Source organism: Mesorhizobium sp. LSJC269B00, assembly GCF_000502815.1.
GTDB lineage: Bacteria > Pseudomonadota > Alphaproteobacteria > Rhizobiales > Rhizobiaceae > Mesorhizobium.
In genome coordinates, this window is record NZ_AYVN01000001.1 from 460,296 (window position 1) to 483,615 (window position 23,320).

The window sequence follows — 23,320 nt, forward strand, 5'->3', positions numbered from 1 at the left end:
AATGACAAAGCCACCTCTCGGCTCAACCATGCGGCTGGTTCGCCCGGCGCCAAACGTGCTCGGCTTCTACGATGGCCGCGTTGACGGCGTTCGCGCCTGGTCGGACGAGCCGAACTGGCTGGACGACGGCGCCTATGCCCTCGGCATCTGCACCTATGCGATCGTCGATGGTTCGCAGGCGCTTGTCTACGACACGCATATTTCGCTGCCTCACGCGCGCTTCATCAGGCAGACGCTCGAAGACATGGGCGCAACATCGATCCGGGTCGTGCTCAGCCACTGGCATGACGATCATATTGCCGGCAATGAGGTGTTTCAGGATTGCGAGATTATCGCCAACACGCTCACCGCCTCGGCGCTCGCGAACAACCGGGCTGAGATCGAAAGCGGTGTTCCACCGATCAAGCCTCTCGTGCTGCCGAACAGGACCTTCGCAGGCAGTCTTGACCTCGCCGTTGGATCGATCGCCGTCGAACTGCGTCAGGTCGAAATCCACAGCCATGACGGCACGGTGCTGTTCATGCCCGAAACCGGCCTGCTCCTGGCGGGCGACACGCTCGAGGATCCGATCACCTATGTCAGCGAGGCGGATCGGCTGGCGCAACATCTGGTCGATCTCGAACGCATGAGCGGGTGGCCGATAGACCGCATCTTGCCCAATCACGGCTCGCTCGAAGCGATTGAGCGAGGCGGCTACGACAAAGGCCTCATCGCCGCCACGCAAGCCTACGTTCAAAAACTGCTTCGCTGCCGGCGTGAGCCTGATCTTGCGAAGCAGGATCTGAAAACCTTCGGCGCCGACATATTCGCCACGGGCGCGGTCGAGTACTTCGCGCTGTACGAGCCCGTCCACCGGCAAAACATCGAGGCCGTTCTCGCAACCGGCACCGGCCGCTAAGCAAGGAAAGGCCGCGCCAAAAGCTCGAGGCCAAGCAAGATCAGGAAAACAAGAAACCAGCGCCGGAAGGTCGCCGGGCTGATCCGCTGCCGGAGCAACTGTCCGAGCCACATGCCGAGCAAGGCCGGCGCAACCGCCAGCGACGACATGGCGACATGCCCGACCTGGAACGCGCCGTGCGAGGCAAGGCCGGCAGCGAGCGCGATCGTCGACACGGTGAAGGACAGGCCGAGCGCCTGGATCAGATCGTCACGGCTCAAGCCCAGCGCCTGAATGTAAGGTACAGCGGGCACGACGAACACGCCGGTGCCGCCGGTGACGATGCCGGTAAGGAAACCGACGATGGGCGACGACCAGCGCTCGGCTGACGCGGGAACCGTCAACTGCCGCGCCAGCAGCGTATAGACGGCATAGACGATTAGCGCCGCCCCGAGGCCGGCCGTCGTCCATTTGACATTGTCGCTGGCCAGCAGCCATGAGCCGGCCAGCGTGCCGGCGACGATGCCGACCATCATCAGCCACAGCCGCCTGAGGATCCATCCGAAGCTCGGGCCGGCAAACAGCTGCCAGATATTGGTGACGAAGGACGGCACGATCAGCAGCGAAGCCGCGGCGACCGGCGGCATGATTGTGCCCAGCAGCCCCATCGCCAACGTCGGCAGTCCCATACCGGTAACGCCCTTGACGATGCCGGCCAGCAGGAAGGTCACCGCAATGGTTGCCGTTAGGGCCAGGGAAAAATCAGCCGAAAGATCAGACATCGCCCTTCATGGGAAGACGGCGCCCGCCGCAAAAGAGCCAGAACTCTTCGGTTGGGGTGACAGAGGCTGCGGCGAAAAAAAGCGGCGCCTCGCGGCGCCGCTTTCGTCTCGGGAGGAGACGCTTTCAACCTTGGGCGTTGTGACGCCGCCGTCTTGATCACGCGGCGTTCTTGGCCTCGATCTGCTTGGCGTTGGCCGAAGAGGCGGTAATCGCGATCTTGCGCGGCTTCAGCTCCTCGGGGATGTTGCGCTTAAGGTCGACGAAAAGCAGGCCGTTCTTCAGGGTGGCGCCGACGACCTCGACATGGTCGGCAAGCTGGAAGCGGCGCTCGAACGAACGCGAGGCAATGCCGCGGTAGAGCAGCTCGGAGCCTTCGCCATTGCCCTCTTCCTTGCGCTCACCCTTGACGGTCAGCACGTTGCGGTGGGCTTCGATCGAAATCTCTTCGTCCGAGAAGCCGGCAACCGCCATCGAGATGCGATAGGCGTCCTCGCCGGTGCGCTCGATGTTGTAGGGCGGATAGGTCTGCGCGCCATCGGGCTGGGCCAGCGAGTCGAGCATGGTGAACAGGCGGTCGAAGCCGACGGTCGAGCGATAGAGCGGGGAAAAATCAACGTGACGCATGAGGTGTTCTCCTGTTGAGCAACATGTTTGCGTGTGGCCGGTGCGAAACCCTGGAAAGGCGTTCGGGTGGACCAGCAGCCCCGACATCGGCGGCTGCATCCGACATTTGGGGAGCGCAAAAGCGCATTTCAAGGATTTTTGAAGAGCGCCAATCGAGGCGTCGATGAACGGCAGATGAACCGCTGCTTCGGCGCCCGTTCAGCCGGCCGGCGCTAGAGTGCCCCCAGGATAAAGAACCAGGCGGCGCCGGATGAAAGCGCCGCGACGAGGCCGACCGGGTGTAACGTCCCTTCCTCCCGGATCGACAGAGGCCGGAAGCACGCCGCCGCAGGCTGCTTCCGGCCTTGCTTGTCGTTCGTCCGCCCCCTTGGCGTCCTCCCTTTGCTTTTCATCCATTGGCGTCTATCACCATGCCGACGCCCTGCCGGGTGAGACACCACGAAGACGCAAGCGCCTAATGACGGATCTCTTCCATCCCACGCCAGGCAATCCGCCGCCGCAAAATGTCGCCGGCGGCTTTTTCACCACGCGCGACGGCAAGAAGATCCGCTACGGCCTGTTTGCCGCGATCACCCGGCCGCTGAAAGGCACCGTCGTGCTGCTGCCCGGCCGCAACGAGTGCATCGAGAAGTATTTCGAAACCATCCGCAACCTGACCGACCGCGGCCTCGGCGTCGCCACGCTCGACTGGCGCGGCCAGGGCGATTCCGACCGGCTGATCGCCGATCCGCAACGCGGCTATGTCCGCTCTTTCTACGATTACACCGGCGACCTCGAACAGTTCTTCGAGGATATCGTGCTGCCCGACTGCCGCGGCCCGTATTACATCCTCGCCCATTCGATGGGCGCCGTGATCGCGCTGCTCGCGGCGCCGTCGATGGTCAACCGGGTGCGTCGCATGGTGCTGATTGCGCCTTTCCTGACGGTGCCCGACTCGCCCGTGTCGGCAAAAACCGCGCGCCGCGTCTGCTCGATATTGTGCTTTCTCGGCCTCGGCCGGCTCTACGCCGCCTGGGGTCCGCGTCCCAGGGAAACCCTGCCCTTCGCCCTCAACAAGGTGACATCGGACCCCGGGCGCTATCAGCGCAACACGAAAATCTACGAGCACTATCCGCAACTGGCGCTCGGCGGGCCGACGATCCGCTGGCTGCAGGCGGCAATCAAGGCAGGCGAAGCCATCAGTGAGCCCGACTTCATGGCCAGGATCCAGGTGCCGCTGCTGATGATCGCCGCCGGCGCCGATCAGGTCGTCTCGACCAAGGCCGTGGAAGCCTATGCCAGGCGTCTGCGCCTCGGCTCGCTGCTGATGATCGATGGCTCGAAACACGAGATCCTGCAGGAGGCCGATGTCTATCGCGAGCAGTTGCTCGCCGCCTTCGACGCCTTCATACCCGGCAACGACGACCCAACAGCCTGATGCCGCCGGCGCTGCATGTTGCGGCGCCTTGAGCTTGCGCCTGCTGACAGCCTTCTGTCAGGAGCAGCGCCGGCAGCACCCAAAGAGCTAAAGATTCTGACAGCCGGTGCCGCCCCGGAATGCTCATCTCTCCGCATACTGAACGCCAAGGGGATGACGTCATGACCGAGAAAACCTGCGCTGCCTGCGATTGCCAGCTGGACGCCAACCCGATCCGCGTCAAGGTCGGCGGCAAGACCGTCGAGGTCTGCTGCGAGGAATGCGCGATTGCGCTGAACGAAGCCGGCGCCTCAGTGGCCGGCGCATCAGTGGCCGGCAACGGGGAAGCCTGAGCGATGCGCCCCGATCATGCAGCGGCGGCGCAATGCCTCGCACATCAGCCGACAACTCAAACCGCGACGTTCCGGCGGTCCTTGCGGACACAAGGCATCGCGGCGGCCAACTGGATCGGCCGTCAACTGGAAAGGCGCCGAAGCCGCCTTGCCTTGCTCGAAATGACCGACGAACAGCTCAAGGACATCGGCCTGTCGCGCAGCGACGCTCACTGCGAATACATGCGCCGTTTGTGGGACTGAGCCATGGCCGTACGAAGGGCCCGACAGGTGAAGTCTCCTGACAGGTTTGGACAAGCCAATCGCCTAATGTGCCGGAGCAGCTTTCGGCGCAAGGGTAGAATGCAACGGCCATGTCTCAGCTCACCATGTCGCAGTTCACGGTACAGACGCTTCTGGACACCGGCACCGTCAGGGTGAGGGATGTCCTCTGCAGCGGCGAATGCCGGCACAAGAGCGAAGAAGAGTGCACCGCTGCCACGCATCTTGTGTTTCCCTATCGCGGCGTCTTCGTGCGCCATGTCGGCCGCAACGATGCGGTCGCCGAAGCCAACCAGTTGTTGTTCTTCAACAACGCCGAAGGCTACCGGATCAGCCATCCCGTCGAGGGTGGCGATTCCTGCCTCGATCTCGTTGTCGAGGAGGCGCAACTGCAGGAGCTGACGCCGAAGGAGCAGTTGCGCTCGGGCAGCGCCGTGGCGTTTCGTCGTCAGCGCCGCCGCATCGACCCGCGGGCTCAGGCGCTGGTGGCGGTGCTGCGCTACAGCCTGAGCCGCAACATTGCCGAAACGCTGGAGGCCGAAACCCTGGCGCTGACGCTGGTGCGGCGCTCCCTCGGCGAGAGCACCTCGCATGCCGCCGGCGCCAGCGCTGGCCGGCAGAAGCTGGTCGATCGCGCCAAGCTCGTCCTGTCCTCGGATCTTTCGCGGCGCTGGACGCTGGCCGAGATCGCCGCTGAAGTCGGGGTATCACCGGTTTATCTCACGCAGGTTTTCCAGCAGGTCGAGGCGATGCCGCTCTATCGCTACCATCTGCGCCTGCGGCTGGCGCGCGCGCTCGACCTGCTTGGCCGCTACGACAATCTGACCACGCTCGGCCTGGACCTCGGCTTCTCCAGCCACAGCCATTTCAGCTCCGCGTTCAGGCAGGTCTACGGGCGAACGCCGGCGGAATTCCAGCGCTCGATCAAGCCGCGCTGATCGGGTCGACTATCAGCCCCGCAGGGCTGCCATTGCAGCCGCATGAAGCTCCGGCGTTGCGGCGGCCAGGATGTCGCCGCCCTTTTCCGCCGGACCGCCCTCGAATGTGGTGACGACGCCGCCGGCCTTTTCGATGATCGGGATCAGCGCCACGATGTCGTAGGGTTTCAATCCGGGATCGGCGACGATGTCGACGCTGCCCGAGGCAATCATGGCAAAGGCGTAGCAATCGGCGCCGTAGCGGGCGAGCTGGATCTGTTCCTCGAACGCGTCGTAGCGGGTGCGCGCCTCGCCCTTGAAAAGCGCCGGCGTGGTGGTGAACAAGGTCGCCTCGTCAAGCTTCGTCCTCTTGCGGGTCGACAGCTTCCGCGGCCCACCGGGGCCTTCGTAGTGGGAGCCGGAAGCGTTGGCGTAGAACAGCTCGCCGGTGAACGGCTGCGCCATCATGCCGGCGACGGCGTCACCGTCGACCGTCAACCCGACCAGCGTTCCCCACACCGGCAGGCCTGAGATGAAGGCGCGGGTACCATCGATCGGATCGATCACCCAGACATGCCTTGAGGAGATGTTTTCGCTGCCATGTTCTTCGCCAAGGATACCGTGATCGGGATACTCAGCCGAGATCAGCGCCCGAATGGCGCGCTCGGCCTCGCGGTCGGCCTCGGTGACCGGGTCGAAACTGCCTTTTTCCTTGTTGGCCACGGCGCCCTGTGCGCGGAAACGCGGCAAGGTTTCAGCCGCCGCCGCTTGCGCGATCCGGCGCATGAAATCGATGCTGATGTCCACGTGATTCTCCCGCATTACAGAGTGCCAACCCGGTCTGCCGGCACTTTCCCGCCAAAACAAGCCGGTTTATCGATTTATCAGAGACATCAGCGTTGCTGAAATGTCACACATCGGGACCATCGAAACGCATTTTCACATCAGAGTGAATTAAAAAAGCGTGGGATCGATTGACATTTGTGCATCGCACAATAAATTTGTTCTCGGACAGGTTTTCCTGTCCATGCCCTCCTTGGGCGTTTCCTCCCTAGACTTCGACCGTGTCGTGCAAACGATGCGGTCTTTTTTTACGCTGCGGGATGGCCAGCGCGGGATTGCATGAACAGCCGCCGCTCCGGCGTCATTCGGCGGCCAGCGGCAGGTCGACGAAGTGGTGGTCGGGCATCGCCATCAGGTCGGCCGAAAAGCGCGCCATATCGTCGGCCAGCGCATCGAAGCCGGCCGATTTCTGGAACGTCCGCTCATTCATGTAGAGGCCGCGATTGACCTCGATCTGCAGCGCATGCAGATGGCGCGCCGGCCGGCCGTAATGCTCGGTGATGAAGCCGCCTGCATAGGGTTTGTTGTGAGCGACGGTGTAGCCCATGCCGATGAGCAGGCCGATCGCCGTCTCGGTCAGGGCCGCCGTGGCCGAGATGCCGAAACGGTCGCCGACGATGAAATCCGGCCGCAGGCCGCTGTCGCCCACCCTGATGCTCGCCGGCATCGAATGGCAGTCGATCAGCACGGCATAGCCGAACCTGGCATGGGTTCTGGTCAAAAGCCGCTTCAGCGTCTCGTGATAGGGTTTGTAGACCACCTCTATGCGCTGGACGGCCTCCGCCAGCGGCAGACGGCCGGAATAGATGTCGAGCCCCTCGCCCACCAGCTTGGGCACGGTGCCGAGCCCGCCGGCGACGCGCGCCGAGCGGATGTTGCAGAAGGACGGCACCGGCTCGGCGAACATGCGCGGGTCGAGTTCCCAGGGTTCGCGGTTGACGTCGAGATAGGCGCGCGGAAAATTCGCCGCCAGCATCGGCGCGCCCAGCGCCACCGCGCTGCCGAACAGCTCGTCGACATAGCAATCCTCGGAGCGGCGGATGGCGTTCCGGTCGAGCCGCGCCATGGCCAGGAAGCGGTCTGGATAATAGCGGCCGCTATGCGGTGAGTTGAAGACGAAGGGAACGCGCTGCTCGGCGCCCGATCGGATTTCGAAGGGTGGAACGACCGAAAAATCTTCGGCTGCCGTCGTCAATTTGAACGAACCCGGAAACAGCAATGCATCATGATGGGAAACTGCCACCTCATCGGCCGCATGTCCAGCATTTCGGCATGTCAGGAACCCCGTCAAATCAGGATTAATGCCGCCAACGTTCACTTGATGTTTACCGTCAGCTCCTCATATACAGGATGGTTAACGGGCTTGCCGGACGGCAGGCTTGGCTGGGGTGATTCGGACGGGACAAGATGGCACGCATTCTGCTGGCGGAAGACGACGACGACATGCGCCGGTTCCTGGTCAAGGCACTGGAGCGGGCCGGCTACCACGTCAGCGATTTTGACAATGGCGCCAGCGCCTACGAGCGGCTGCGCGAAGAACCTTTCTCCCTGCTGCTGACCGATATCGTCATGCCGGAGATGGACGGCATCGAACTCGCCCGCCGCGCCACCGAGATCGATCCCGACCTGAAGGTGATGTTCATCACCGGTTTCGCGGCCGTCGCGCTCAACCCCGATTCCAAGGCGCCGAAAGACGCCAAGGTGCTGTCCAAGCCCTTCCACCTGCGCGATCTCGTCAACGAGGTCGAAAAAATGCTGCAGGCCGCCTGAAGCACGCACAGTGTGATCTCGCCGCTTCGTCGGCGGCGCGACAAAACGAGCCTTTCTTTCCCTTTCCGGCTATTGACGCGCTGGACCAAAAATGGTGTATGCGCGGCTTCGGATGGGCGTGTAGCTCAGCGGGAGAGCACTGCATTGACATTGCAGGGGTCACAGGTTCAATCCCTGTCACGCCCACCATCCTTTCAATAACTTAGCCAAGCCCGTTTTTGGCGCACCCCTTCGACGACTTAGCCGGTAAGGCGGCCACCGCTTGTGGCAGCCGCCTCGTGTTTGTGGACATTCTAATGCATGGCGCTCAAAAGTGGCCCCGGTTTTGAGACGACGACATGCATAAAAACAAAGACCTAAAGCGCGTCGTCTGAGTCCGTTCAAACGCGACGCGCTTTAGACGTGGTGCGGGCTTAGCGTCCTTGAAGGCGCAGGCTCGATGCCGTCCTCCATAAGAATATCCTTCTTGCGAGCGAACGCGACGAAGACGCCTCGTGCTGTCTCGGGTTCCACATCACCAATCAGAGCGGCTTTGCAAGCGCGAATAGCAGCTCTCTGCTCCGGGCTGTTGCCACACCATTCGGCTGCGAATTGATAGGCATCTGCGACCGTGTTGAGTTGGCGGGGAAAGCCCAATCCCACCCACACCCGGACTGGCTTTTCAAAAGGTTTCGATAGCATCATGACCTCCTTTCCTAATGCATGTCACCCAGAAGTATGCCGCCGTTCTGGGACAACGACATGCATCAAAACAAAGACTTAAAGCGTGTCGCATGAATCCGTTTCGCGACGCGCTTTAGGCAGTCACTCCTCCGCCTTCGCCACCTCTGCCCATCATCCACGGCATTGTCGTGGATACTTCCTCAAGGATTCTGGCTGCTTTCGCAAAACCGCTGAACGCGTCTCTGGCTGCGGAAAGCGGATAATCGCTATCGAAAGCTCGCTGGCAGGCCCGCAATGCGGTTTGGTGAATGGGGCCGCGCCTGTCCTCCGGCCATTCATAGAGGAACTCCAGAGCGTCCTCGAGACACGTGATTTCCTGAACAAGGTTGTCGCCGCTTTTCACGAAAACGGCGCTGTCAAACATCCGATCGTTCATATGATCCTCCAAATTGAACGAACCATTGAGTTTCATGGTTTGCGCGGTCCAGGCCAACTGCAGGCGCGCGACAGAGGCGCGCCAGTAGGTCCTGCAGTGATCATCTTCGTTTCTCCGCAATCACAGCCTCCCGGCCGGAACCGGGAGGCGGACCCGCAGTTCAAAGTGTGACAGATCGACAGGATTACGCGGCTTTACGCGCGCGGTCCGTGTCTTGCGTGATCTGAGTGGCGGCCGTTGGCGTGTCGCCCACGCCGATGCTGATGCGGCGCGGCTTCAGCTCTTCGGGAATCTCGCGGACAATGTCGATCGAGAGGAGGCCATTCTCCAGTTTGGCTGCCTTGATCTTCATGTGGTCGGCAAGCTTGAACGTCTGCCTGAAACTGCGGTAGGCAATGCCCTGGTGCAGCAGCTGGCGTCCGCTCTGATCATCAGCTTTCTGGCCTACCACGACCAGTTCGGGTCCATGCTGGGTCAGCTCAACCTCATCTTGGCTGAAGCCTGCGATGGCCATCGAGATACGGTAATCGTTCTCGTCGACCTTCTCGATGTTATAGGGCGGCCAGTCCGGACGCGTGCCGCTGTCGAGCATGTCGAAAAGCCGGTCGAAACCGACGGTGGTCCGATAGAGNTAGGGCGGCCAGTCCGGACGCGTGCCGCTGTCGAGCATGTCGAAAAGCCGGTCGAAACCGACGGTGGTCCGATAGAGGGTATCAAAGGTTCTCATAGCCACATCCTCCTTGAAGCAACATGGGTACAAGGACGCCGCCCCGTGCGGCGCCGCCATTTTTTGCCGAGCCTTATGGCCTTGGCGGAAATCGAATTAGGAGGCGCCCCAAATGAGTTCAAGAGCATCTCGAATTTTTTTTAGTAGCATCCTTCGCATCGACGGAAAGCGAAATCTGAGTTTCTCCGGGACCTTCCCTTCGAACAGTCGAACAGCCCCTTGAAGTACAGATCCGGCGGGAAGTTTTCGCGCGATCTGCGCGACCGCATCGTCTACTGCCCCGCCGTCCCGTTTCGTATTAAAATGCCGGCCAGCAAGGAACCGGGTAGCGGCCTTCCGATCCGTAAATCCACCCTGTCGGGGGACGAAACGTCCCGGCACGTGCCGGGACGTTTCTGGCTCGCGGATCACTGTGGCCGCGGATCGGGCCTGTCGGGCTTGTCATGAGGGGTGTTGTTGCCTTCACGGCACGGTGTGCCGATGCCGCAGCATTTGCCGTTGTAGGTGACACCGGGCTTGGTCTTCTCGCATTCCCTCGGCGGTGCCGTCTGACACCCTGCCAGCACCGAAACCGCGATGGCGGCGAGAAAGACGTTTCTTGAAGTGATAAACATTGACGTTCTCCTTGATGGACCGTGTTTGCTACACACCGCTTGGTCGCCAGCGGCAGCGAAATGGTTCAAGGAAAATTGGAATCAGGCCGCGCCGAGTCGGACACCACCCTTCCCAATATGGTTGAGAAACCACGCATATGTCTGTTCCAATCCGCCGCGAAGCGCGTAGCGCGGGCGCCATCCAGTCGCAAACAGCCGCGAAACATCCATCAACTTGCGCGGCGTGCCATCTGGCTTGGTCGTATCGAAGGCGATATCAGCCTCGACGCCGGCGACCGATGCGACGGTCTGGGCAAGCTCGGCAATGGTGACATCCTCGCCCGAACCGACATTGACGTGGCTGTCGCCGGCATAATTCTTCAACAGCCAGACCAAGGCATCGGCGGCGTCGTCGACATGCAGGAATTCACGCCGTGGCGTGCCCGAGCCCCAGACCTCGAGGCTGTTGCCGCCGCTCAGCGCCAGCGCATGCGCCTTTCGCATCAGGGCCGGCACGACATGGCTGGACTGGAGATCGAAATTGTCGCCAGGACCGTAAAGGTTGGCCGGCATCGCCGAGATGTAGTCGACGCCATGCTGGCGCCGATAGGCCTGGCACAGTTTGAGCCCGGCGATCTTGGCGATCGCATACCATTCATTGGTGGGTTCGAGCGGACCGGTCAGCAGGGCGTCTTCCCTGATCGGCTGCGGCGCGAGCTTTGGATAGATGCAGGACGAGCCGAGAAACAAAAGCTTGCCGACCTCGCTGCGAAAGGCGCCGTCAATGACATTGCCCTGCATAACCAGGTTTTGCTGCAGGAAATCGACAGGGAACCGGTCATTGGCCAGGATACCGCCGACTTTGGCGGCCGCCATCACCACCGCATCCGGCCTGTGCTCGGCCATCCAGCGCCGCACCCCTGCCTGGTCAAGCAGGTCGAGCCCGTCGCGCGATACGGTGAGTATCTCGCAGTCCTCGCTCGCCAGCCGGCGCACGACGGCCGAACCGACCATGCCGCGATGCCCGGCGACGAAGACACGCTTGCCTTTCAGATCAAATGTCGCGTCCATGAACCTGCCTCACGCAGAACGGCTGTTCTGCCGCGTGCCGCCGGCGGTGCGCGCCAGATCGGCCTGCACCATTTCCGCCACCAGATCCCTGAAGCCGGTCGTGTGCGACCACCCCAGCCTGGCTTTGGCCTTGGCGGGGTCGCCGAGCAGCAGGTCGACCTCGGTCGGCCGGAAATAGCGCGGATCGATGCGCACCAGGACAGTGCCCGAACCGGCATCGACACCGACTTCATCGACACCCTCGCCTTGCCAGCGGATGGTGCGTCCGGTCTCGGCAAAAGCCAGTTCGACGAATTCGCGCACCGAATGCGCCTCACCGGTCGCCAGCACGAAATCGTCGGCTTCACTGTGCTGCAGAATGCGCCACATGCCCTCCACATAGTCGCGCGCATGGCCCCAGTCACGCTTGGCGTCGAGATTGCCGAGATAGAGCGTGGCCTGAAGGCCGTGATGGATCGAGGCGACGGCCCGCGTGATCTTGCGGGTGACGAAGGTTTCGCCGCGTGTCGGGCTTTCGTGGTTGAACAGGATTCCGTTGGCGGCGAACATGCCGTAAGCCTCGCGGTAGTTGACCGTGATCCAGTAGGCGTAAAGCTTGGCCGCGGCATAGGGCGAGCGCGGATGGAAGGGCGTCGCCTCGCTTTGCGGGACCTCGCGCGCCTTGCCGTAAAGCTCCGACGTCGATGCCTGATAGAAGCGCACCGACTTCTCCAGGCGCAGGATGCGGATCGCCTCGAGCAGCCTGAGTGTTCCCAGCGCATCGGCATTGCCGGTGTATTCCGGCGTCTCGAAACTCACCTGGACATGACTCTGGGCGCCGAGATTGTAGATCTCGCCGGGCTGTGTCTCCTGCACCAGGCGAATAAGGTTGGTCGCGTCGGTCAGGTCGCCATAATGCAGGAAGAAACGCGCACCGCGCTCGTGCGGATCGACATAGATGTCGTCAACGCGCTCGGTGTTGAACGAGGACGAGCGGCGTTTGACGCCATGGACAATATAGCCCTTCTGCAGAAGCAATTCTGCGAGATAGGCCCCGTCCTGCCCGGTAACCCCGGTGATGAGCGCCACTTTTTCCGTCATTGCCGCTCCGTCCGCATCCAATCCCGGCAACCGAATACAGATTTGGCGCGAGAACGCAAATCCCCCATACGGGAGACAGGTTTCAGCCAGCGATTGTGTCGTTCTCAGGCACCTGCAACCGCGCAGAAATGCTTCATCCTGGCCAGCGCAAGCTCGGGATCGGCGAGCAACCCTGCCTGGTCGGCAAGGCGGAAGATGTCGGCATAGTGCAGGATGCCGCGCGCCGACTGCATGCCGCCGACCATGGCGAAATGGTCCTGATGGCCGTTGAGCCAGGCCATGAAGACGATGCCGGCCTTGTAATACTCCGTCGGCGCCTCGAAGATCTTGCGCGACAACGGCACTGTCGGCGCCATCAGCGCGTCATAGCCGGCGCGGTCGCCCTCAGCCAGTTTCGCCAGCGCCGCACTGGCGACCGGCGCGATGGCATCGAATATGCCGAGCAAAGCGTGCGAGTGCCGCTTCCCGTCGCCGGCAATCAGTTCGGGATAGTTGAAATCGTCGCCAGTGAACATGACGACGCCTTCCGGCAGCCGGTTGCGCAAGGCAACTTCCTTGCCGGCATCGAGCAGCGATATCTTTATCCCCTCGACCTTATTAGCATGGCGCTCGATGATGGCGACGACGGTGTCGAGCGCAGCCTCGAAATTCCCACTGCCCCAATATCCCTGCAACGCCGGATCGAACATGTCGCCCAGCCAGTGCAGGATGACCTTGCCGGATGCCTGGCTGAGGATGCGATCGTAGACCCTGATATAGTCGTCCGGATCTTTTGCGACCGTCGCCAGCGACCGGCTGGCCATCATGATCGCCTTGCCGCCCTCGCCTTCGATGAAGGTGAACTGCTCCTCATAGGCGGCGATCACATCGTCGAGCGTTCTGGCAGCGGCCGGCGCCAGATGATCGGTGCCCGCGCCCGAGGCGAGGTCTGCGCCTTCGACGCTGCGCGCCTCGGCGATCGAGCGGCGGATCAATTCCTGCGCATTCGCCCAGTCGAAACCCATGCCGCGCTGGGAGGTGTCCATCGCCTCGGCGATGCGGAAGCCAAGCCGCCACAAATGATGCCGAAACGCCATCGTCTTGTCCCAATCGACCGCAGGCTTCGACCAGGGGTCGGTCATCGCGAAAGGATCGGCGACGACATGGGCCGCGGCATAGGCGATACGCGGGAAAACCGCACCGATTACGGGCTCGACCGGACTGCCCGCCAGCTTGTAGCTGACGCGGCCGCCATTCTGCGTAGGCAGGGTGATATCCATGGCAACCTCCGTTTTCGGCATCCTGTAAATGGAACGTTCCAATAAATCAAGAACCTTTATGATTGCGGCGATTGAACCGGTCCAAATGCCGAAGAAGGCTAAGAGTCCTTGCTAGGAACCACATTCATCACCTTTTCGATCTCCGCAAGAATCCCGATTGACTCTCGGTTGGCAGAGTGATTAGAACGTTCCAATAGATTTGCCCATTTAAGCGGAGGAAACCACCGACATGGCCAGCCGGGCCAAGGCAACGATCCTGGACATCGCCCGCGAGGCTGGTGTGTCCAAATCGACGGTGTCGCTTGTGCTGCAAGGCTCAGGGCTGATCCGGCCTGAAACCGCGGTCAAGGTTCGCAAGGCGATCGAGGATGTCGGCTATGTCTACAACCGCGGCGCCGCCAATCTGCGCAAAGCCCATTCCAACGTCATCGGCATGGTCATCAACGATCTCACCAACCCCTTTTTCGCCGAGCTGGCGGTCGGCATGGAGCGCGTCTTCCAGTCGGCCGGCATCGTGCCCTTCATCGCCAACACGGCGGAGAACCCGGTGCGCCAGGAAGAAGTGCTGAAATCGCTGATGGAACAGGGCGTCGCAGGCCTGATCGTGTCACCGGCACGCGGCACCACGCCGGGCGCCTTCCGTCGCCTCGAGATGGCGGGCGTGCCGGTCGTCTTCGCCATGCGCCGCCTGCCGGACAGCCGCATCCCGGTGATCGCTCCTGACAACCATCGCGGCGCGTATCTCGCCGCCGCCCATCTGATCGGCAAGGGCCATCGCCGGCTGGCCTTCTTCGGCGGCACCTCCGACCTGGTCGTCTATCAGGAGCGCCTGGGCGGTTTTCGTGAAGCTTGCCAAACATTGGGCATTGCCAGGCGCGACGTGCTTGTCGTCGAAGGCGAGACCAGCCGCAGGGGCGGCATCGCGTGCCTGGAAACCGCCCTTGCCATGGCCGAGCCGCCGACGGCGGCACTGTGCTTCAACGATGCCGTCGCCTTCGGCGTCATGCTGGCGCTGCGCAAGCGCGGGCTGGAGCCCGGCGCGGACTTTGCTGTCGTCGGCTTCGACGACGTGGTCGAAGCCGAGCATTATATGCCGGCGCTGACCAGCGTCTCGGTGGACACACCCGGCCTCGGTGAACGCGCCGCTCACGTCATGCTGAAGATGATCCAGTCGCGCATCACGCATGCCGAGGACCATATCGGCGCCGTCAATCTGGTCGTCAGGGACAGCTGCGGTCCCGATCGCGGCGCCCAGGACACATCAGCAGGAATGGGAGACGCGGCATGAGCGTCAAATGGGGACTGATCGGCGCCAGCACGATCGCCAAACAGTTCATGATCAACGCCATCCGCGCGCAAGAGGGTGGCGAGATCGCGGCGGTGATGAGCTCCAGTCCGCAGCGCGCCAAGACTTATGCCGCGGAACAGAATATTCCGCTTGCCGTCTCGAGGCTGGACGACCTGCTCGGCGCCGAAATCGACGCCGTCTACATCTCGACCACCAATGAACTGCATCTCGAACAGGCATTGGCTGCGATCAAGGCGGGAAAGCATGTTCTGTGCGAAAAGCCGCTGGCGCTGAACAGCGCCGACGCGCGCACAATGGTCGCCGCCGCCAAGGAAGCCGGTGTCGTGCTTGGCACCAATCATCATCTGCGCAATGCCGGCGCCCACCGCGCCATGCGCGACGCCATATCAGCCGGCCATATCGGCAAGCCGATTGCCGCGCGCGTCTTCCATTCCGTCTATTTGCCGGAAAACCTGCAGGGCTGGCGCATTACCAAGCCTGAGGCCGGCGGCGGCGTGGTGCTCGACATCACCGTGCATGATGCCGACACGCTGCGCTTCGTGCTCGGCGACGACCCGGTCGAGATTTCGGCCTTCACCCAGTTGGCCGGCATGGCCAGCAGCGGGCTGGAAGACGGCGCCATGTGCATCTGGCGCTTCGGGTCGGGCATCATCGCCCAGTCGCATGAAGGCTTCACAACCAAGTTCGCCGATACCGGCTTTGAGGTGCATGGTTCCGAAGGTTCGCTGATCGCAAAAAATGTGATGACGCAGAAGCCAGTCGGCTCGGTGCTGCTACGCACCGCCAAAGGCGAGGAGGAACTGAGCTTCGACCGAGAAGACCTCTACGCCAGGTCGCTGCGCCAGTTCCATGCCGCCATGCGTGGAGAAGGCCAGCCCTCCGCCACCGGCGAGGACGGCGTCTGGTCGCTGGCCTCAGCCGAAGCAGCGTTGCAGTCGGCAAAGTCCGGCAAGGCCGTCACTATCGATCCGAAAGGTGTTGTGTGAGCAAGCTCGTCTCCGCCGCTGAAGCAGCAAGCCTCATCAAGGACGGCATGACCGTCTCCGTCTCGTCGTCGAGCGGCCTTGGCTGCCCTGACGCCGTCCTGGCTGCCATCGGCGAGCGCTTCGACGCCGAAGGCCATCCGAAAGACATCACCACGCTGCATCCGATCGCCGCCGGCGACATGTATGGCATCAAGGGCATCGACCATCTGGCCAAGCCCGGCTTGTTGAAGCGCACGCTCTGCGGCTCCTATCCCTCAGGCCCCTCCTCGTCCGAGCCGCCGCAGATATGGAAGATGATCGGCGACAATTCGGTCGCCGCCTACAACGTGCCCTCCGGCATCCTTTTCGACATGCACCGCGAGGCCGCCGCCAAGCGGCCGGGCGTGCTGACCAAGGTCGGCCTCGACACTTTTGCCGACCCGCGCCACCAGGGCTGCGCCATGAATGAGGCTGCAAGCGAGCCGATCGTCTCGGTGCAGCAGTTCGACGGCGAGGAATGGCTCTATTTCCGCTCGATCGTGCCCAACGTTTCGATCATCCGCGCCACCACCGCCGACGAGCGCGGCAACCTCACTTACGAGCATGAAGGCGCCTATTTGGGCGGCCTCGAACAGGCGCTCGCCGCGCGCAACAATGGCGGCATCGTCATTGCGCAGGTCAAGCGCGTCGTCGAGAACGGCACGCTGAAGCCGCATGACGTGCGCGTGCCCGGCGTGCTGGTAGACCACATCGTGGTGGCGCCGGACCAGTTGCAGACGACGCTGACGCCTTACGACCCGGCGATTTCGGGCGAGATCTTCCGCCCGCTGTCAAGCTTTCGCAACGCCGAAATGAACATCCAGAAAGTAATCGCGCGCCGCGTCGCCATGGAGTTGCGCGATGGCATGGCCGTCAATATCGGCTTCGGCATCTCGGCCAATGTGCCGCGTATCCTTCTCGAGGAAGGCCAGCACGGCAAGGTCACCTGGGTGATCGAGCAGGGCGCGGTCGGCGGCGTGCCGCTGCTCGACTTCAAGTTCGGCTGCGCTTCCAACGCCGAGGCGATCATGCCCTCGCCGCACCAGTTCATCTATTTCCAGGCCGGCGGCTTCGATGCCTCGCTGCTCTCCTTCTTGCAGATCGACCGCCATGGCTCCGTCAACGTGTCGAAACTCTCGGCCCGGCCACATGTCACCGCCGGGGCCGGCGGCTTTGTCGACATCACGGCACGGGCGAAAAAGATCGTCTTCTCCGGCTTCTTCAATGCCGGCGCAAAACTGTCGCTCGCCGATGGCGGCATCCGCATCGATGCAGAAGGCAAGGTCAAGAAGGTGGTCAACGAGGTCGAACACATCTCCTTCTCCGGCAAGCGCGCCGTCGCGCAAGGGCAGGACATCACCTACGTCACCGAGCGCTGCGTGATGAAGCTGACGCCGGAGGGTCTGATGGTGACGGAACTGGCGCCCGGCATCGACCTCGAACGCGATGTGCTGGCGCAGTCAGAGATTCCGCTCGGCATCGCCAACGATCTCAAGGTCACGCCGGCGGCTCTCTATCAGGACCGGCCGATCGGCCTGTCGCTGAATGGTGGCGCTTCGCTCGGAGGCGCGCATGGCTGAGCGCCTCGTCACCTTCGAGCAGGACGGCGCCATCGGCATCGTCACGCTGCGCCGGCCGGAGAAGTTCAACGCGCTGGACATTCCGATGCTGCGCGCGCTCGAGACAGCGCTCGACGAAGCCGAAATGGCTGAAGGCGTGCGCGTCGTGCTGATCCGCGGCGAAGGCAAAGGCTTTTGCGCCGGCGGCGACGTCGAGGCCTGGGCACAAATGAGCGCTGCCGACTTTCAGGTGCAATGGGTGCGCTACGGCCACCGTGTCTTCGACCGACTGGCGCGGCTGCGGCAGCCGACCATCGCGGTGCTTTCCGGCCATGCGCTGGGTGGCGGGCTGGAGCTGGCGGTCGCCTGCGACTTCCGTGTCGCCGAAACGCAGGTGAAGCTCGGCTTTCCCGAGACATCGATCGGCGTCGTCCCCGGTTGGTCCGGCACGCAGCGCGCCGTGCGCCGCTTTGGGGCCCAGATCGTGCGCCGCATGGCACTCGGCGGCGAGCTCTTTGCCGCCTCCGACGCGCTTGCCCTCGGCGTCGTTGACCGCGTGGTCGAGACCGGCCAGGCGCTGGCAGAGGCCAGGACTTGGGCCGAAAAAATCGCCGGGCGCGGGCCGCTCGCAACCGAAGCCGCCAAGCTGATGATCGCAGTCGCCGAAGGCGAGGAAAGTGCGGCCGCCACCGAGGCGCTCGCCAGCGGCTTCGTTGCGCTGACCGGCGACCTCAAAGCCGGCGTGAGCGCCTTCAAGGCCAAGCAGAAGCCGGCCTTTTCAAGATCCTAGAGAAAGCATGATGAACGCACCGCTCAACATTTCCATGCCGGCCGAGGCGTCCAAGGCGCCGAAGGCTTACAAGCTCCTGATCGACGGCAAGCATGTCGATGCCCGTGACGGCCGCACGATTGCGCGCAACAGCCCCGGCCATGGCTTCACCGTTTCGCGCTATGCGCAGGCCGGCGAGGCCGAGGTGGAGGCGGCCATGCAGGCCGCGCACAAGGCATTCGAGACCGGCCCGTGGCCGCGCACGAAGGCGGCCGAGCGCGCCGCGATCTTGCTCAAGACGGCTGACCTGATCGAGGCCCAGCTCGAAGACATCGCCCGCCTCGATGCGCTGGAATCCGGCAAGCCGATCGCCCAGGCGCGCGGCGAGATCGGCGGCGCCGTCGACATCTGGCGCTATGCCGCCTCGCTCGCCCGCACGCTGCACGGCGAGAGTTACGCCAATCTCGGCGACGCCATGCTGGGCGTGGTGCTGCGCGAGCCGATCGGCGTCGTCTCGATCATCACCCCGTGGAATTTCCCGTTCCTGATCGTCAGCCAGAAACTGCCCTTCGCGCTCGCCGCCGGCTGCACCGCGGTGGTCAAGCCGAGCGAAATGACCTCGGCCTCGACCTTCGTGCTCGGCGACATCCTGATGCAGGCCGGCCTGCCCGCGGGCGTCGTCAACATCCTGGCCGGCCTCGGCGCCGATGTCGGGGGGCCGATGGTCAGCCATCCGCTGGTCGAGATGGTGTCGTTCACCGGCTCTACCCGCGTCGGCAAGATGACCATGGCTTCCGCCGCGCAGTCGCTGAAGAAAGTCTCGATGGAGCTCGGCGGCAAGAACGGCCAGATCGTCTTCCCCGATGCCGATCTCGAGGCGGCCGCTGACGCAGCAGTGTTCGGCGGCTTCTTCAACGCCGGCGAATGCTGCAATGCCGGCAGCCGGCTGATCGTGCATGAAGCCATCGCCGACGATTTCCTCTCCACTGTCAAGGCCCTGACCGCCAAGGTAACGGTCGGCGACCCACTCGACGACCGAACCAAGGTTGGCGCGATGATTTCCGCCGACCATCTGACCAAGGTGGCGGATTACGTCGTGGCGGCAGCAAAAGACGGCAGCAATGTCTATACCGGTGGCGGCCAATTGGCGTCCAATGCCGGCCAGTACCTCGATCCGACCATCATCCGCGGCGTTACCGAAGACATGGCTATTGCGCGCGAGGAAGTGTTTGGCCCGGTGCTCTCCGTGCTGACTTTTGGATCGATTGAAAAGGCGTTGCACATCGCCAACAACACGCCCTATGGTCTGTCTGCAGGGGTGTGGAGCGCCAGCATCGACACTTGTATGTCGGTGGCGCGTGGTGTGCGTTCGGGGACCGTTTGGGTGAACACATTCATGGAAGGCTTTCCCGAGTTGCCATTCGGGGGCTACAAGCAGTCCGGCATCGGACGCGAACTCGGCAAACGCGCTGTCGAGGATTATACCGAGGAAAAGACAATCCAGTTTCATCGCGGCCAGCGCACCGGTTGGTGGGTCGGCTGAGTTTGGAAGAACCCGGTGGGGCTTCCACCGGTCGTGTAATGCAACAAGGGAGGTAGAACATGTTGCGCAAACTGCTTATCGGAACGGCTCTGGCGACGGCCTTTGCTTTCTCGGCCCATGCCGAGGACGTCAAGGAAGTGCAGATGCTGCATTGGTGGACGTCGGGCGGCGAAGCGGCTGCTCTCAACGTCCTCAAGGGCGACCTTGCCAAGGAAGGCTATGCCTGGAAGGACGTGCCGGTGGCCGGTGGTGGCGGCGACGCCGCCATGACTGCGCTGAAGGCGATGGTCGCGGCCGGCAATTACCCGACCGCGTCGCAGATGCTCGGCTACACCGTGCTCGACTATGCGGCGGCCGGCGTGATGGGCGACCTGACCGAGACGGCGAAGAAGGAAGGCTGGGACAAGTCGGTTCCGGCAGCCCTGCAGAAGTTCTCCGTCTATGACGGCAAGTGGGTCGCTGCTCCGGTCAACGTCCACTCCGTCAACTGGCTGTGGATCAACAAGGCGGTGATGGACAAGATCGGCGGCACCGAGCCAAAGACCTTCGACGACTTCGTCGCCCTGCTCGACAAAGCCAAGGCGGCTGGCGTTATTCCGCTCGCCCTTGGCGGCCAGAACTGGCAGGAAGCCACCATGTTCGACTCGGTTGTGCTGTCGACCGGCGGACCTGAGTTCTACAAGAAGGCCTTCAACGACCTCGACGACGAGTCCCTCAAGTCGGACACGATGAAGAAGTCGTTCGACAACCTCGCCAAGCTCGTCACCTATGTCGACCCGAACTTCTCGGGCCGCGACTGGAACCTTGCCACCGCCATGGTCATCAAGGGCGATGCCCTGGTGCAGGTGATGGGTGACTGGGCCAAGGGCGAGTTCAACGCCGCCAAGAAAACGCCGGGCACCGACTTCCTGTGCTATCGCTTCCCGGGCACGGAAGGCTCGGTGGTCTACAACTCCGACATGTTCGGCATGTTCAACGTTCCGGACGACCGCAAGGCCGCCCAGGTCGCGTTGGCCACCGCCACCCTGTCGAAGAGCTTCCAGTCGGCCTTCAACGTCGTCAAGGGTTCGGTTCCCGCCCGTACCGACGTTCCCGACACCGACTTCGACGCGTGCGGCAAGAAGGGCATCGCCGACCTGAAGGCTGCCAACGAAGGCGGCACGCTGTTCGGCTCGCTTGCCCAGGGCTATGGCGCGCCTCCGGCGGTCGCCAATGCCTACAAGGACGTCGTTTCGAAGTTCGTCCACGGTCAGATCAAGACCTCGGACGAAGCCGTGACCGAACTGGTCAAGGCAATCGACGACGCCAAGTAAGCCCTGGCCAGCAAGACACCTTCCCCGCTTCGGCGGGGAAGGTTCGCCTCAGGATTGGCCGGCTGGCGCAATTCCAGGAAAAGTGTGAGCGGTTTTCCGGCCGGAATTGCGTAAAAGAAAGAGTAGAGAGGTTCGCCGTTTCCGTGAAACGGTGAAACCCTCTTGAACACCATGCCGACCAGAGACCCGTATGCACGGGGCCGCCTTGCCGCCTGACGGCAGGCACGGACGACCCGAACGGGAGGAGCCCTATGAGCAGTGTAGCGACAACCCAGATCAAGCTGACGCCCGAGCGGTCTCGCCCCTCCGTGCGCGCGCGACTGCAGGACGCGCTGCCGAAGATCGTGCTGGCGCCGAGCTTCGCCATCACCATCGTCTTCGTCTATGGCTTCATCCTGTGGACGGTCTATCTGTCCTTCACCAATTCCAAGACTTTTCCGTCCTATGTCATCACCGGACCGCGCGCCTACCTACGGCTATGGGGCTGGACGTTCGACTCCGACCCGCCATCGAGCTGGTACACGTCGATCGTCAATATGGGCATTTTCGGCTTTCTCTACATCGCCATCTGCCTGGCGCTCGGCCTGTTCCTGGCCATCCTGCTCGACCAGAAGATTCGCGGCGAAGGCGTGTTGCGGCCGATCTATCTCTACCCGATGGCGCTGTCCTTCATCGTCACCGGCGTCGCCTGGAAATGGTTCCTCGACCCCGGCCTCGGTCTTGAGCAGACCTTGCATCAGTGGGGCTGGACGAGCTTCCATTTCGACTGGATCAAGAACAAGGATTTCGTCATCTACACGGTGGTCATTGCCGGCGTCTGGCAGGCCTCCGGCTTCATCATGGCGATGTTCCTGGCCGGCCTGCGCGGCATCGACGGCGAGATCATGAAGGCGGCGCAGATCGACGGCGCCACCACCTTCCAGCTCTATCGCCGCATCGTCATTCCGCTGCTGCGGCCAATTTTCCTGTCGGCCTTCATCGTGCTCGCGCACCTTGCCATCAAGTCCTACGATCTGGTGGTGGCGCTGACCAGCGGCGGCCCCGGTGGCTCGGCCTGGCTGCCGTCCAACTTCATGTATGAGTACACGTTCAAGCGCAACGAAATGGCTGTCGGCTCGGCCAGTGCCGTGATCATGCTGATGACCATCGTTGCCATCATCGTGCCTTATCTCTATTCGGAACTCAGGGAGAAGCCGCGATGAGCGCTGTCGCCACCCCTGCCCGCCCCGCTGCTTCCCAAAAGGCCTCCGGCGGCATGAGCACCAAGACCCTCAACCGCATCGTCATCTACGGGCTTCTAGCGCTGTTTGCGCTGTTTTATCTGATGCCGCTGTTCGTCATGCTGGTGACCTCGTTCAAGACCATGGACGAGATCCAGAACGGCAACATGCTGGCGTTGCCCACGGCGCCGACCTTCGACCCGTGGCTGAAGGCCTGGGGCGAGACCTGCGTCGGCCTCACCTGCGCCGGCATCAAGGGGTATTTCTGGAACTCGATCAAGATGGTGGTTCCAGCCGTACTGATCTCGACCATGCTCGGCGCGCTCAACGGCTACGTCTTGACCAAATGGCGCTTTCGCGGCGCCACGCTGGTGTTCGGGCTGATGCTGTTTGCCTGCTTCATTCCGTTCCAGTCGGTGCTGCTGCCGATGGCGACCATCCTCGGCAGCCTGGGACGTTTCGGCGTGAAGCTGCAGAATGCGACGGGTACGAGTTTCGGTCTCGGCAATCCGACGGTCAACCTGGTCTTCGTCCATGTCGTCTACGGCATCGGCTTCACCACGCTGTTTTTCCGCAACTATTACGAGGCGTTCCCGAACGAACTGATCAAGGCGGCGCAGGTCGACGGCGCCTCCTTCTTCCAGATCTTCCGCCGCATCATGCTGCCGAACTCGATGCCGATCTTCGTCGTCACCGTCATCTACCAGTTCACCAACATCTGGAACGACTTCCTGTTCGCTTCGGCTTACGCCGGCACAGGCGACTCCATGCCGATGACGGTGGCGCTCAACAACGTCGTCAACACCTCGACCGGCGTCGTCGAATACAACGTCAACATGGCGGCCGCGATGATCGCGGCTCTGCCCACTCTGATCGTCTATGTCGTCGCCGGCCGCTATTTCGTGCGCGGGCTGATGGCTGGCGCGGTCAAGGGCTGATCAATTCGGAAG

The 23,320-nt window shown here is 62.6% G+C and carries 25 protein-coding genes and 1 tRNA gene; 15 read left to right on the top strand and 11 right to left on the bottom strand.

What is annotated here, in order from left to right:
- Position 1 precedes the first annotated feature (1 nt).
- Positions 2-898: an MBL fold metallo-hydrolase gene (locus tag X771_RS162590; RefSeq protein WP_023686417.1), complete on the top strand. Its 897-nt coding sequence runs from the start codon at positions 2-4 to the stop codon at positions 896-898.
- Here the strand turns inward: X771_RS162590 and X771_RS162585 are convergent.
- Positions 895-1,659 (bottom strand): sulfite exporter TauE/SafE family protein, encoded by a 765-nt coding sequence (locus X771_RS162585; RefSeq protein ID WP_023686418.1) that lies wholly within the window; start codon positions 1,657-1,659, stop codon positions 895-897. The genes X771_RS162590 and X771_RS162585 overlap by 4 nt on opposite strands.
- A 157-nt stretch (positions 1,660-1,816) precedes the next feature.
- Positions 1,817-2,284 (bottom strand): Hsp20 family protein, encoded by a 468-nt coding sequence (locus X771_RS162580; RefSeq protein WP_023671202.1) that lies wholly within the window; start codon positions 2,282-2,284, stop codon positions 1,817-1,819.
- 457 nt (positions 2,285-2,741) lie between these two features.
- Between X771_RS162580 and X771_RS162570 the strand changes: the two genes are divergently transcribed.
- The 4 genes from X771_RS162570 (at position 2,742) to X771_RS162560 (ending at position 5,232) form a co-directional block, all read left to right on the top strand.
- On the top strand, positions 2,742-3,701 hold the full coding sequence (locus X771_RS162570) for an alpha/beta hydrolase (RefSeq protein ID WP_023686420.1): 960 nt from the start codon (positions 2,742-2,744) through the stop codon (positions 3,699-3,701).
- A 161-nt stretch (positions 3,702-3,862) separates the two neighbouring features.
- Positions 3,863-4,033: a hypothetical protein gene (locus tag X771_RS1000000168655; RefSeq protein ID WP_023683236.1), complete on the top strand. Its 171-nt coding sequence runs from the start codon at positions 3,863-3,865 to the stop codon at positions 4,031-4,033.
- 3 nt (positions 4,034-4,036) lie between these two features.
- On the top strand, positions 4,037-4,276 hold the full coding sequence (locus tag X771_RS162565; RefSeq protein WP_023686421.1) for a DUF1127 domain-containing protein: 240 nt from the start codon (positions 4,037-4,039) through the stop codon (positions 4,274-4,276).
- 125 nt (positions 4,277-4,401) lie between these two features.
- A complete protein-coding gene (locus tag X771_RS162560; protein WP_023683234.1) occupies positions 4,402-5,232 on the top strand; it encodes an AraC family transcriptional regulator in 831 nt (276 codons plus the stop codon).
- 12 nt (positions 5,233-5,244) lie between these two features.
- Here the strand turns inward: X771_RS162560 and hisN are convergent, their stop codons facing one another.
- Together hisN and X771_RS162550 are read right to left on the bottom strand one after the other, a co-directional pair.
- Positions 5,245-6,018 carry a histidinol-phosphatase gene (hisN, locus tag X771_RS162555; RefSeq protein ID WP_023683233.1) on the bottom strand — a complete coding sequence of 258 codons (774 nt, stop codon included), beginning with the start codon at positions 6,016-6,018 and terminating at the stop codon, positions 5,245-5,247.
- A 337-nt stretch (positions 6,019-6,355) separates the two neighbouring features.
- Complete coding sequence (locus X771_RS162550) at positions 6,356-7,297, bottom strand: N-formylglutamate amidohydrolase (protein WP_023683232.1); 942 nt, start codon at positions 7,295-7,297, stop codon at positions 6,356-6,358.
- A 164-nt stretch (positions 7,298-7,461) separates the two neighbouring features.
- On the opposite strand from X771_RS162550, the gene X771_RS162545 reads away from it, so the two are divergent.
- Together X771_RS162545 and X771_RS162540 are read left to right on the top strand one after the other, a co-directional pair.
- Entirely contained in the window at positions 7,462-7,824 is a 363-nt protein-coding gene (locus tag X771_RS162545) for a response regulator (RefSeq protein WP_023671195.1), read from the top strand.
- A 114-nt stretch (positions 7,825-7,938) separates the two neighbouring features.
- Positions 7,939-8,013: transfer RNA gene (locus X771_RS162540), tRNA-Val, on the top strand.
- A gap of 207 nt (positions 8,014-8,220) precedes the next feature.
- Here the strand turns inward: X771_RS162540 and X771_RS162535 are convergent.
- The 7 genes from X771_RS162535 to X771_RS162505 all read right to left on the bottom strand — a co-directional run bounded on the left by X771_RS162535 (position 8,221) and on the right by X771_RS162505 (position 13,653).
- Positions 8,221-8,508: a DUF982 domain-containing protein gene (locus X771_RS162535; protein ID WP_245260022.1), complete on the bottom strand. Its 288-nt coding sequence runs from the start codon at positions 8,506-8,508 to the stop codon at positions 8,221-8,223.
- Between the two features lie 112 nt (positions 8,509-8,620).
- Complete coding sequence (locus X771_RS162530) at positions 8,621-9,043, bottom strand: DUF982 domain-containing protein (RefSeq protein ID WP_348625464.1); 423 nt, start codon at positions 9,041-9,043, stop codon at positions 8,621-8,623.
- A 64-nt stretch (positions 9,044-9,107) separates the two neighbouring features.
- Positions 9,108-9,593, bottom strand: a complete 486-nt coding sequence (locus X771_RS162525; RefSeq protein ID WP_031202389.1) for an Hsp20 family protein — start codon at positions 9,591-9,593, stop codon at positions 9,108-9,110.
- Positions 9,594-10,057: 464 nt separating this feature from the next.
- A complete protein-coding gene (locus X771_RS162520) occupies positions 10,058-10,264 on the bottom strand; it encodes a hypothetical protein (protein ID WP_023686425.1) in 207 nt (68 codons plus the stop codon).
- Between the two features lie 81 nt (positions 10,265-10,345).
- Positions 10,346-11,314: a GDP-L-fucose synthase gene (locus X771_RS162515; RefSeq protein WP_023686426.1), complete on the bottom strand. Its 969-nt coding sequence runs from the start codon at positions 11,312-11,314 to the stop codon at positions 10,346-10,348.
- A 9-nt stretch (positions 11,315-11,323) separates the two neighbouring features.
- Positions 11,324-12,394, bottom strand: a complete 1,071-nt coding sequence (gene gmd / locus X771_RS162510) for a GDP-mannose 4,6-dehydratase (RefSeq protein WP_023686427.1) — start codon at positions 12,392-12,394, stop codon at positions 11,324-11,326.
- A 104-nt stretch (positions 12,395-12,498) separates the two neighbouring features.
- Positions 12,499-13,653, bottom strand: coding sequence for a dihydrodipicolinate synthase family protein (locus X771_RS162505; RefSeq protein WP_023686428.1), 1,155 nt, complete (start codon positions 13,651-13,653; stop codon positions 12,499-12,501).
- A 229-nt stretch (positions 13,654-13,882) separates the two neighbouring features.
- On the opposite strand from X771_RS162505, the gene X771_RS162500 reads away from it, so the two are divergent.
- The 8 genes from X771_RS162500 (at position 13,883) to X771_RS162465 (ending at position 23,308) form a co-directional block, all read left to right on the top strand.
- The gene (locus tag X771_RS162500) at positions 13,883-14,941 is read left to right on the top strand and encodes a LacI family DNA-binding transcriptional regulator (protein ID WP_023686429.1); all 1,059 of its coding nucleotides are present in this window, start codon (positions 13,883-13,885) and stop codon (positions 14,939-14,941) included.
- A complete protein-coding gene (locus tag X771_RS162495) occupies positions 14,938-15,948 on the top strand; it encodes a Gfo/Idh/MocA family oxidoreductase (RefSeq protein ID WP_023686430.1) in 1,011 nt (336 codons plus the stop codon). The genes X771_RS162500 and X771_RS162495 overlap by 4 nt, the downstream gene beginning before the upstream one ends.
- Positions 15,945-17,546 (top strand): acyl CoA:acetate/3-ketoacid CoA transferase, encoded by a 1,602-nt coding sequence (locus X771_RS162490; protein WP_023686431.1) that lies wholly within the window; start codon positions 15,945-15,947, stop codon positions 17,544-17,546. The genes X771_RS162495 and X771_RS162490 overlap by 4 nt, the downstream gene beginning before the upstream one ends.
- Positions 17,539-18,315, top strand: a complete 777-nt coding sequence (locus X771_RS162485; protein WP_023671185.1) for an enoyl-CoA hydratase/isomerase family protein — start codon at positions 17,539-17,541, stop codon at positions 18,313-18,315. Before X771_RS162490 ends, X771_RS162485 begins: the two co-directional genes overlap by 8 nt.
- Before the next feature lie 10 nt (positions 18,316-18,325).
- Positions 18,326-19,837 carry an aldehyde dehydrogenase family protein gene (locus X771_RS162480; RefSeq protein ID WP_023686432.1) on the top strand — a complete coding sequence of 504 codons (1,512 nt, stop codon included), beginning with the start codon at positions 18,326-18,328 and terminating at the stop codon, positions 19,835-19,837.
- 59 nt (positions 19,838-19,896) lie between these two features.
- Positions 19,897-21,150, top strand: coding sequence for an ABC transporter substrate-binding protein (locus X771_RS162475; RefSeq protein ID WP_027049809.1), 1,254 nt, complete (start codon positions 19,897-19,899; stop codon positions 21,148-21,150).
- A gap of 251 nt (positions 21,151-21,401) precedes the next feature.
- Positions 21,402-22,352, top strand: a complete 951-nt coding sequence (locus X771_RS162470) for a sugar ABC transporter permease (RefSeq protein ID WP_023671182.1) — start codon at positions 21,402-21,404, stop codon at positions 22,350-22,352.
- Positions 22,349-23,308, top strand: a complete 960-nt coding sequence (locus X771_RS162465) for a carbohydrate ABC transporter permease (protein WP_023671181.1) — start codon at positions 22,349-22,351, stop codon at positions 23,306-23,308. Before X771_RS162470 ends, X771_RS162465 begins: the two co-directional genes overlap by 4 nt.
- Positions 23,309-23,320 lie beyond the last annotated feature (12 nt).

Coding starts and splice junctions, on each gene's coding strand:
- X771_RS162500 (WP_023686429.1), top strand. CDS start 13,883: ATGGCCAGCCGGGCCAAGGCAACGATCCTGGACATCGCCCGCGAGGCT.
- X771_RS162590 (WP_023686417.1), top strand. CDS start 2: ATGACAAAGCCACCTCTCGGCTCAACCATGCGGCTGGTTCGCCCGGCG.
- X771_RS162475 (WP_027049809.1), top strand. CDS start 19,897: ATGTTGCGCAAACTGCTTATCGGAACGGCTCTGGCGACGGCCTTTGCT.
- X771_RS162570 (WP_023686420.1), top strand. CDS start 2,742: ATGACGGATCTCTTCCATCCCACGCCAGGCAATCCGCCGCCGCAAAAT.
- X771_RS162465 (WP_023671181.1), top strand. CDS start 22,349: ATGAGCGCTGTCGCCACCCCTGCCCGCCCCGCTGCTTCCCAAAAGGCC.
- X771_RS162520 (WP_023686425.1), bottom strand. CDS start 10,264: ATGTTTATCACTTCAAGAAACGTCTTTCTCGCCGCCATCGCGGTTTCG.
- X771_RS162515 (WP_023686426.1), bottom strand. CDS start 11,314: ATGGACGCGACATTTGATCTGAAAGGCAAGCGTGTCTTCGTCGCCGGG.
- X771_RS162560 (WP_023683234.1), top strand. CDS start 4,402: ATGTCGCAGTTCACGGTACAGACGCTTCTGGACACCGGCACCGTCAGG.
- X771_RS162580 (WP_023671202.1), bottom strand. CDS start 2,284: ATGCGTCACGTTGATTTTTCCCCGCTCTATCGCTCGACCGTCGGCTTC.
- X771_RS162470 (WP_023671182.1), top strand. CDS start 21,402: ATGAGCAGTGTAGCGACAACCCAGATCAAGCTGACGCCCGAGCGGTCT.
- X771_RS162480 (WP_023686432.1), top strand. CDS start 18,326: ATGAACGCACCGCTCAACATTTCCATGCCGGCCGAGGCGTCCAAGGCG.
- X771_RS162535 (WP_245260022.1), bottom strand. CDS start 8,508: ATGATGCTATCGAAACCTTTTGAAAAGCCAGTCCGGGTGTGGGTGGGA.
- X771_RS162485 (WP_023671185.1), top strand. CDS start 17,539: ATGGCTGAGCGCCTCGTCACCTTCGAGCAGGACGGCGCCATCGGCATC.
- X771_RS162495 (WP_023686430.1), top strand. CDS start 14,938: ATGAGCGTCAAATGGGGACTGATCGGCGCCAGCACGATCGCCAAACAG.
- X771_RS1000000168655 (WP_023683236.1), top strand. CDS start 3,863: ATGACCGAGAAAACCTGCGCTGCCTGCGATTGCCAGCTGGACGCCAAC.
- X771_RS162565 (WP_023686421.1), top strand. CDS start 4,037: ATGCGCCCCGATCATGCAGCGGCGGCGCAATGCCTCGCACATCAGCCG.
- X771_RS162545 (WP_023671195.1), top strand. CDS start 7,462: ATGGCACGCATTCTGCTGGCGGAAGACGACGACGACATGCGCCGGTTC.
- X771_RS162585 (WP_023686418.1), bottom strand. CDS start 1,659: ATGTCTGATCTTTCGGCTGATTTTTCCCTGGCCCTAACGGCAACCATT.
- X771_RS162505 (WP_023686428.1), bottom strand. CDS start 13,653: ATGGATATCACCCTGCCTACGCAGAATGGCGGCCGCGTCAGCTACAAG.
- gmd (WP_023686427.1), bottom strand. CDS start 12,394: ATGACGGAAAAAGTGGCGCTCATCACCGGGGTTACCGGGCAGGACGGG.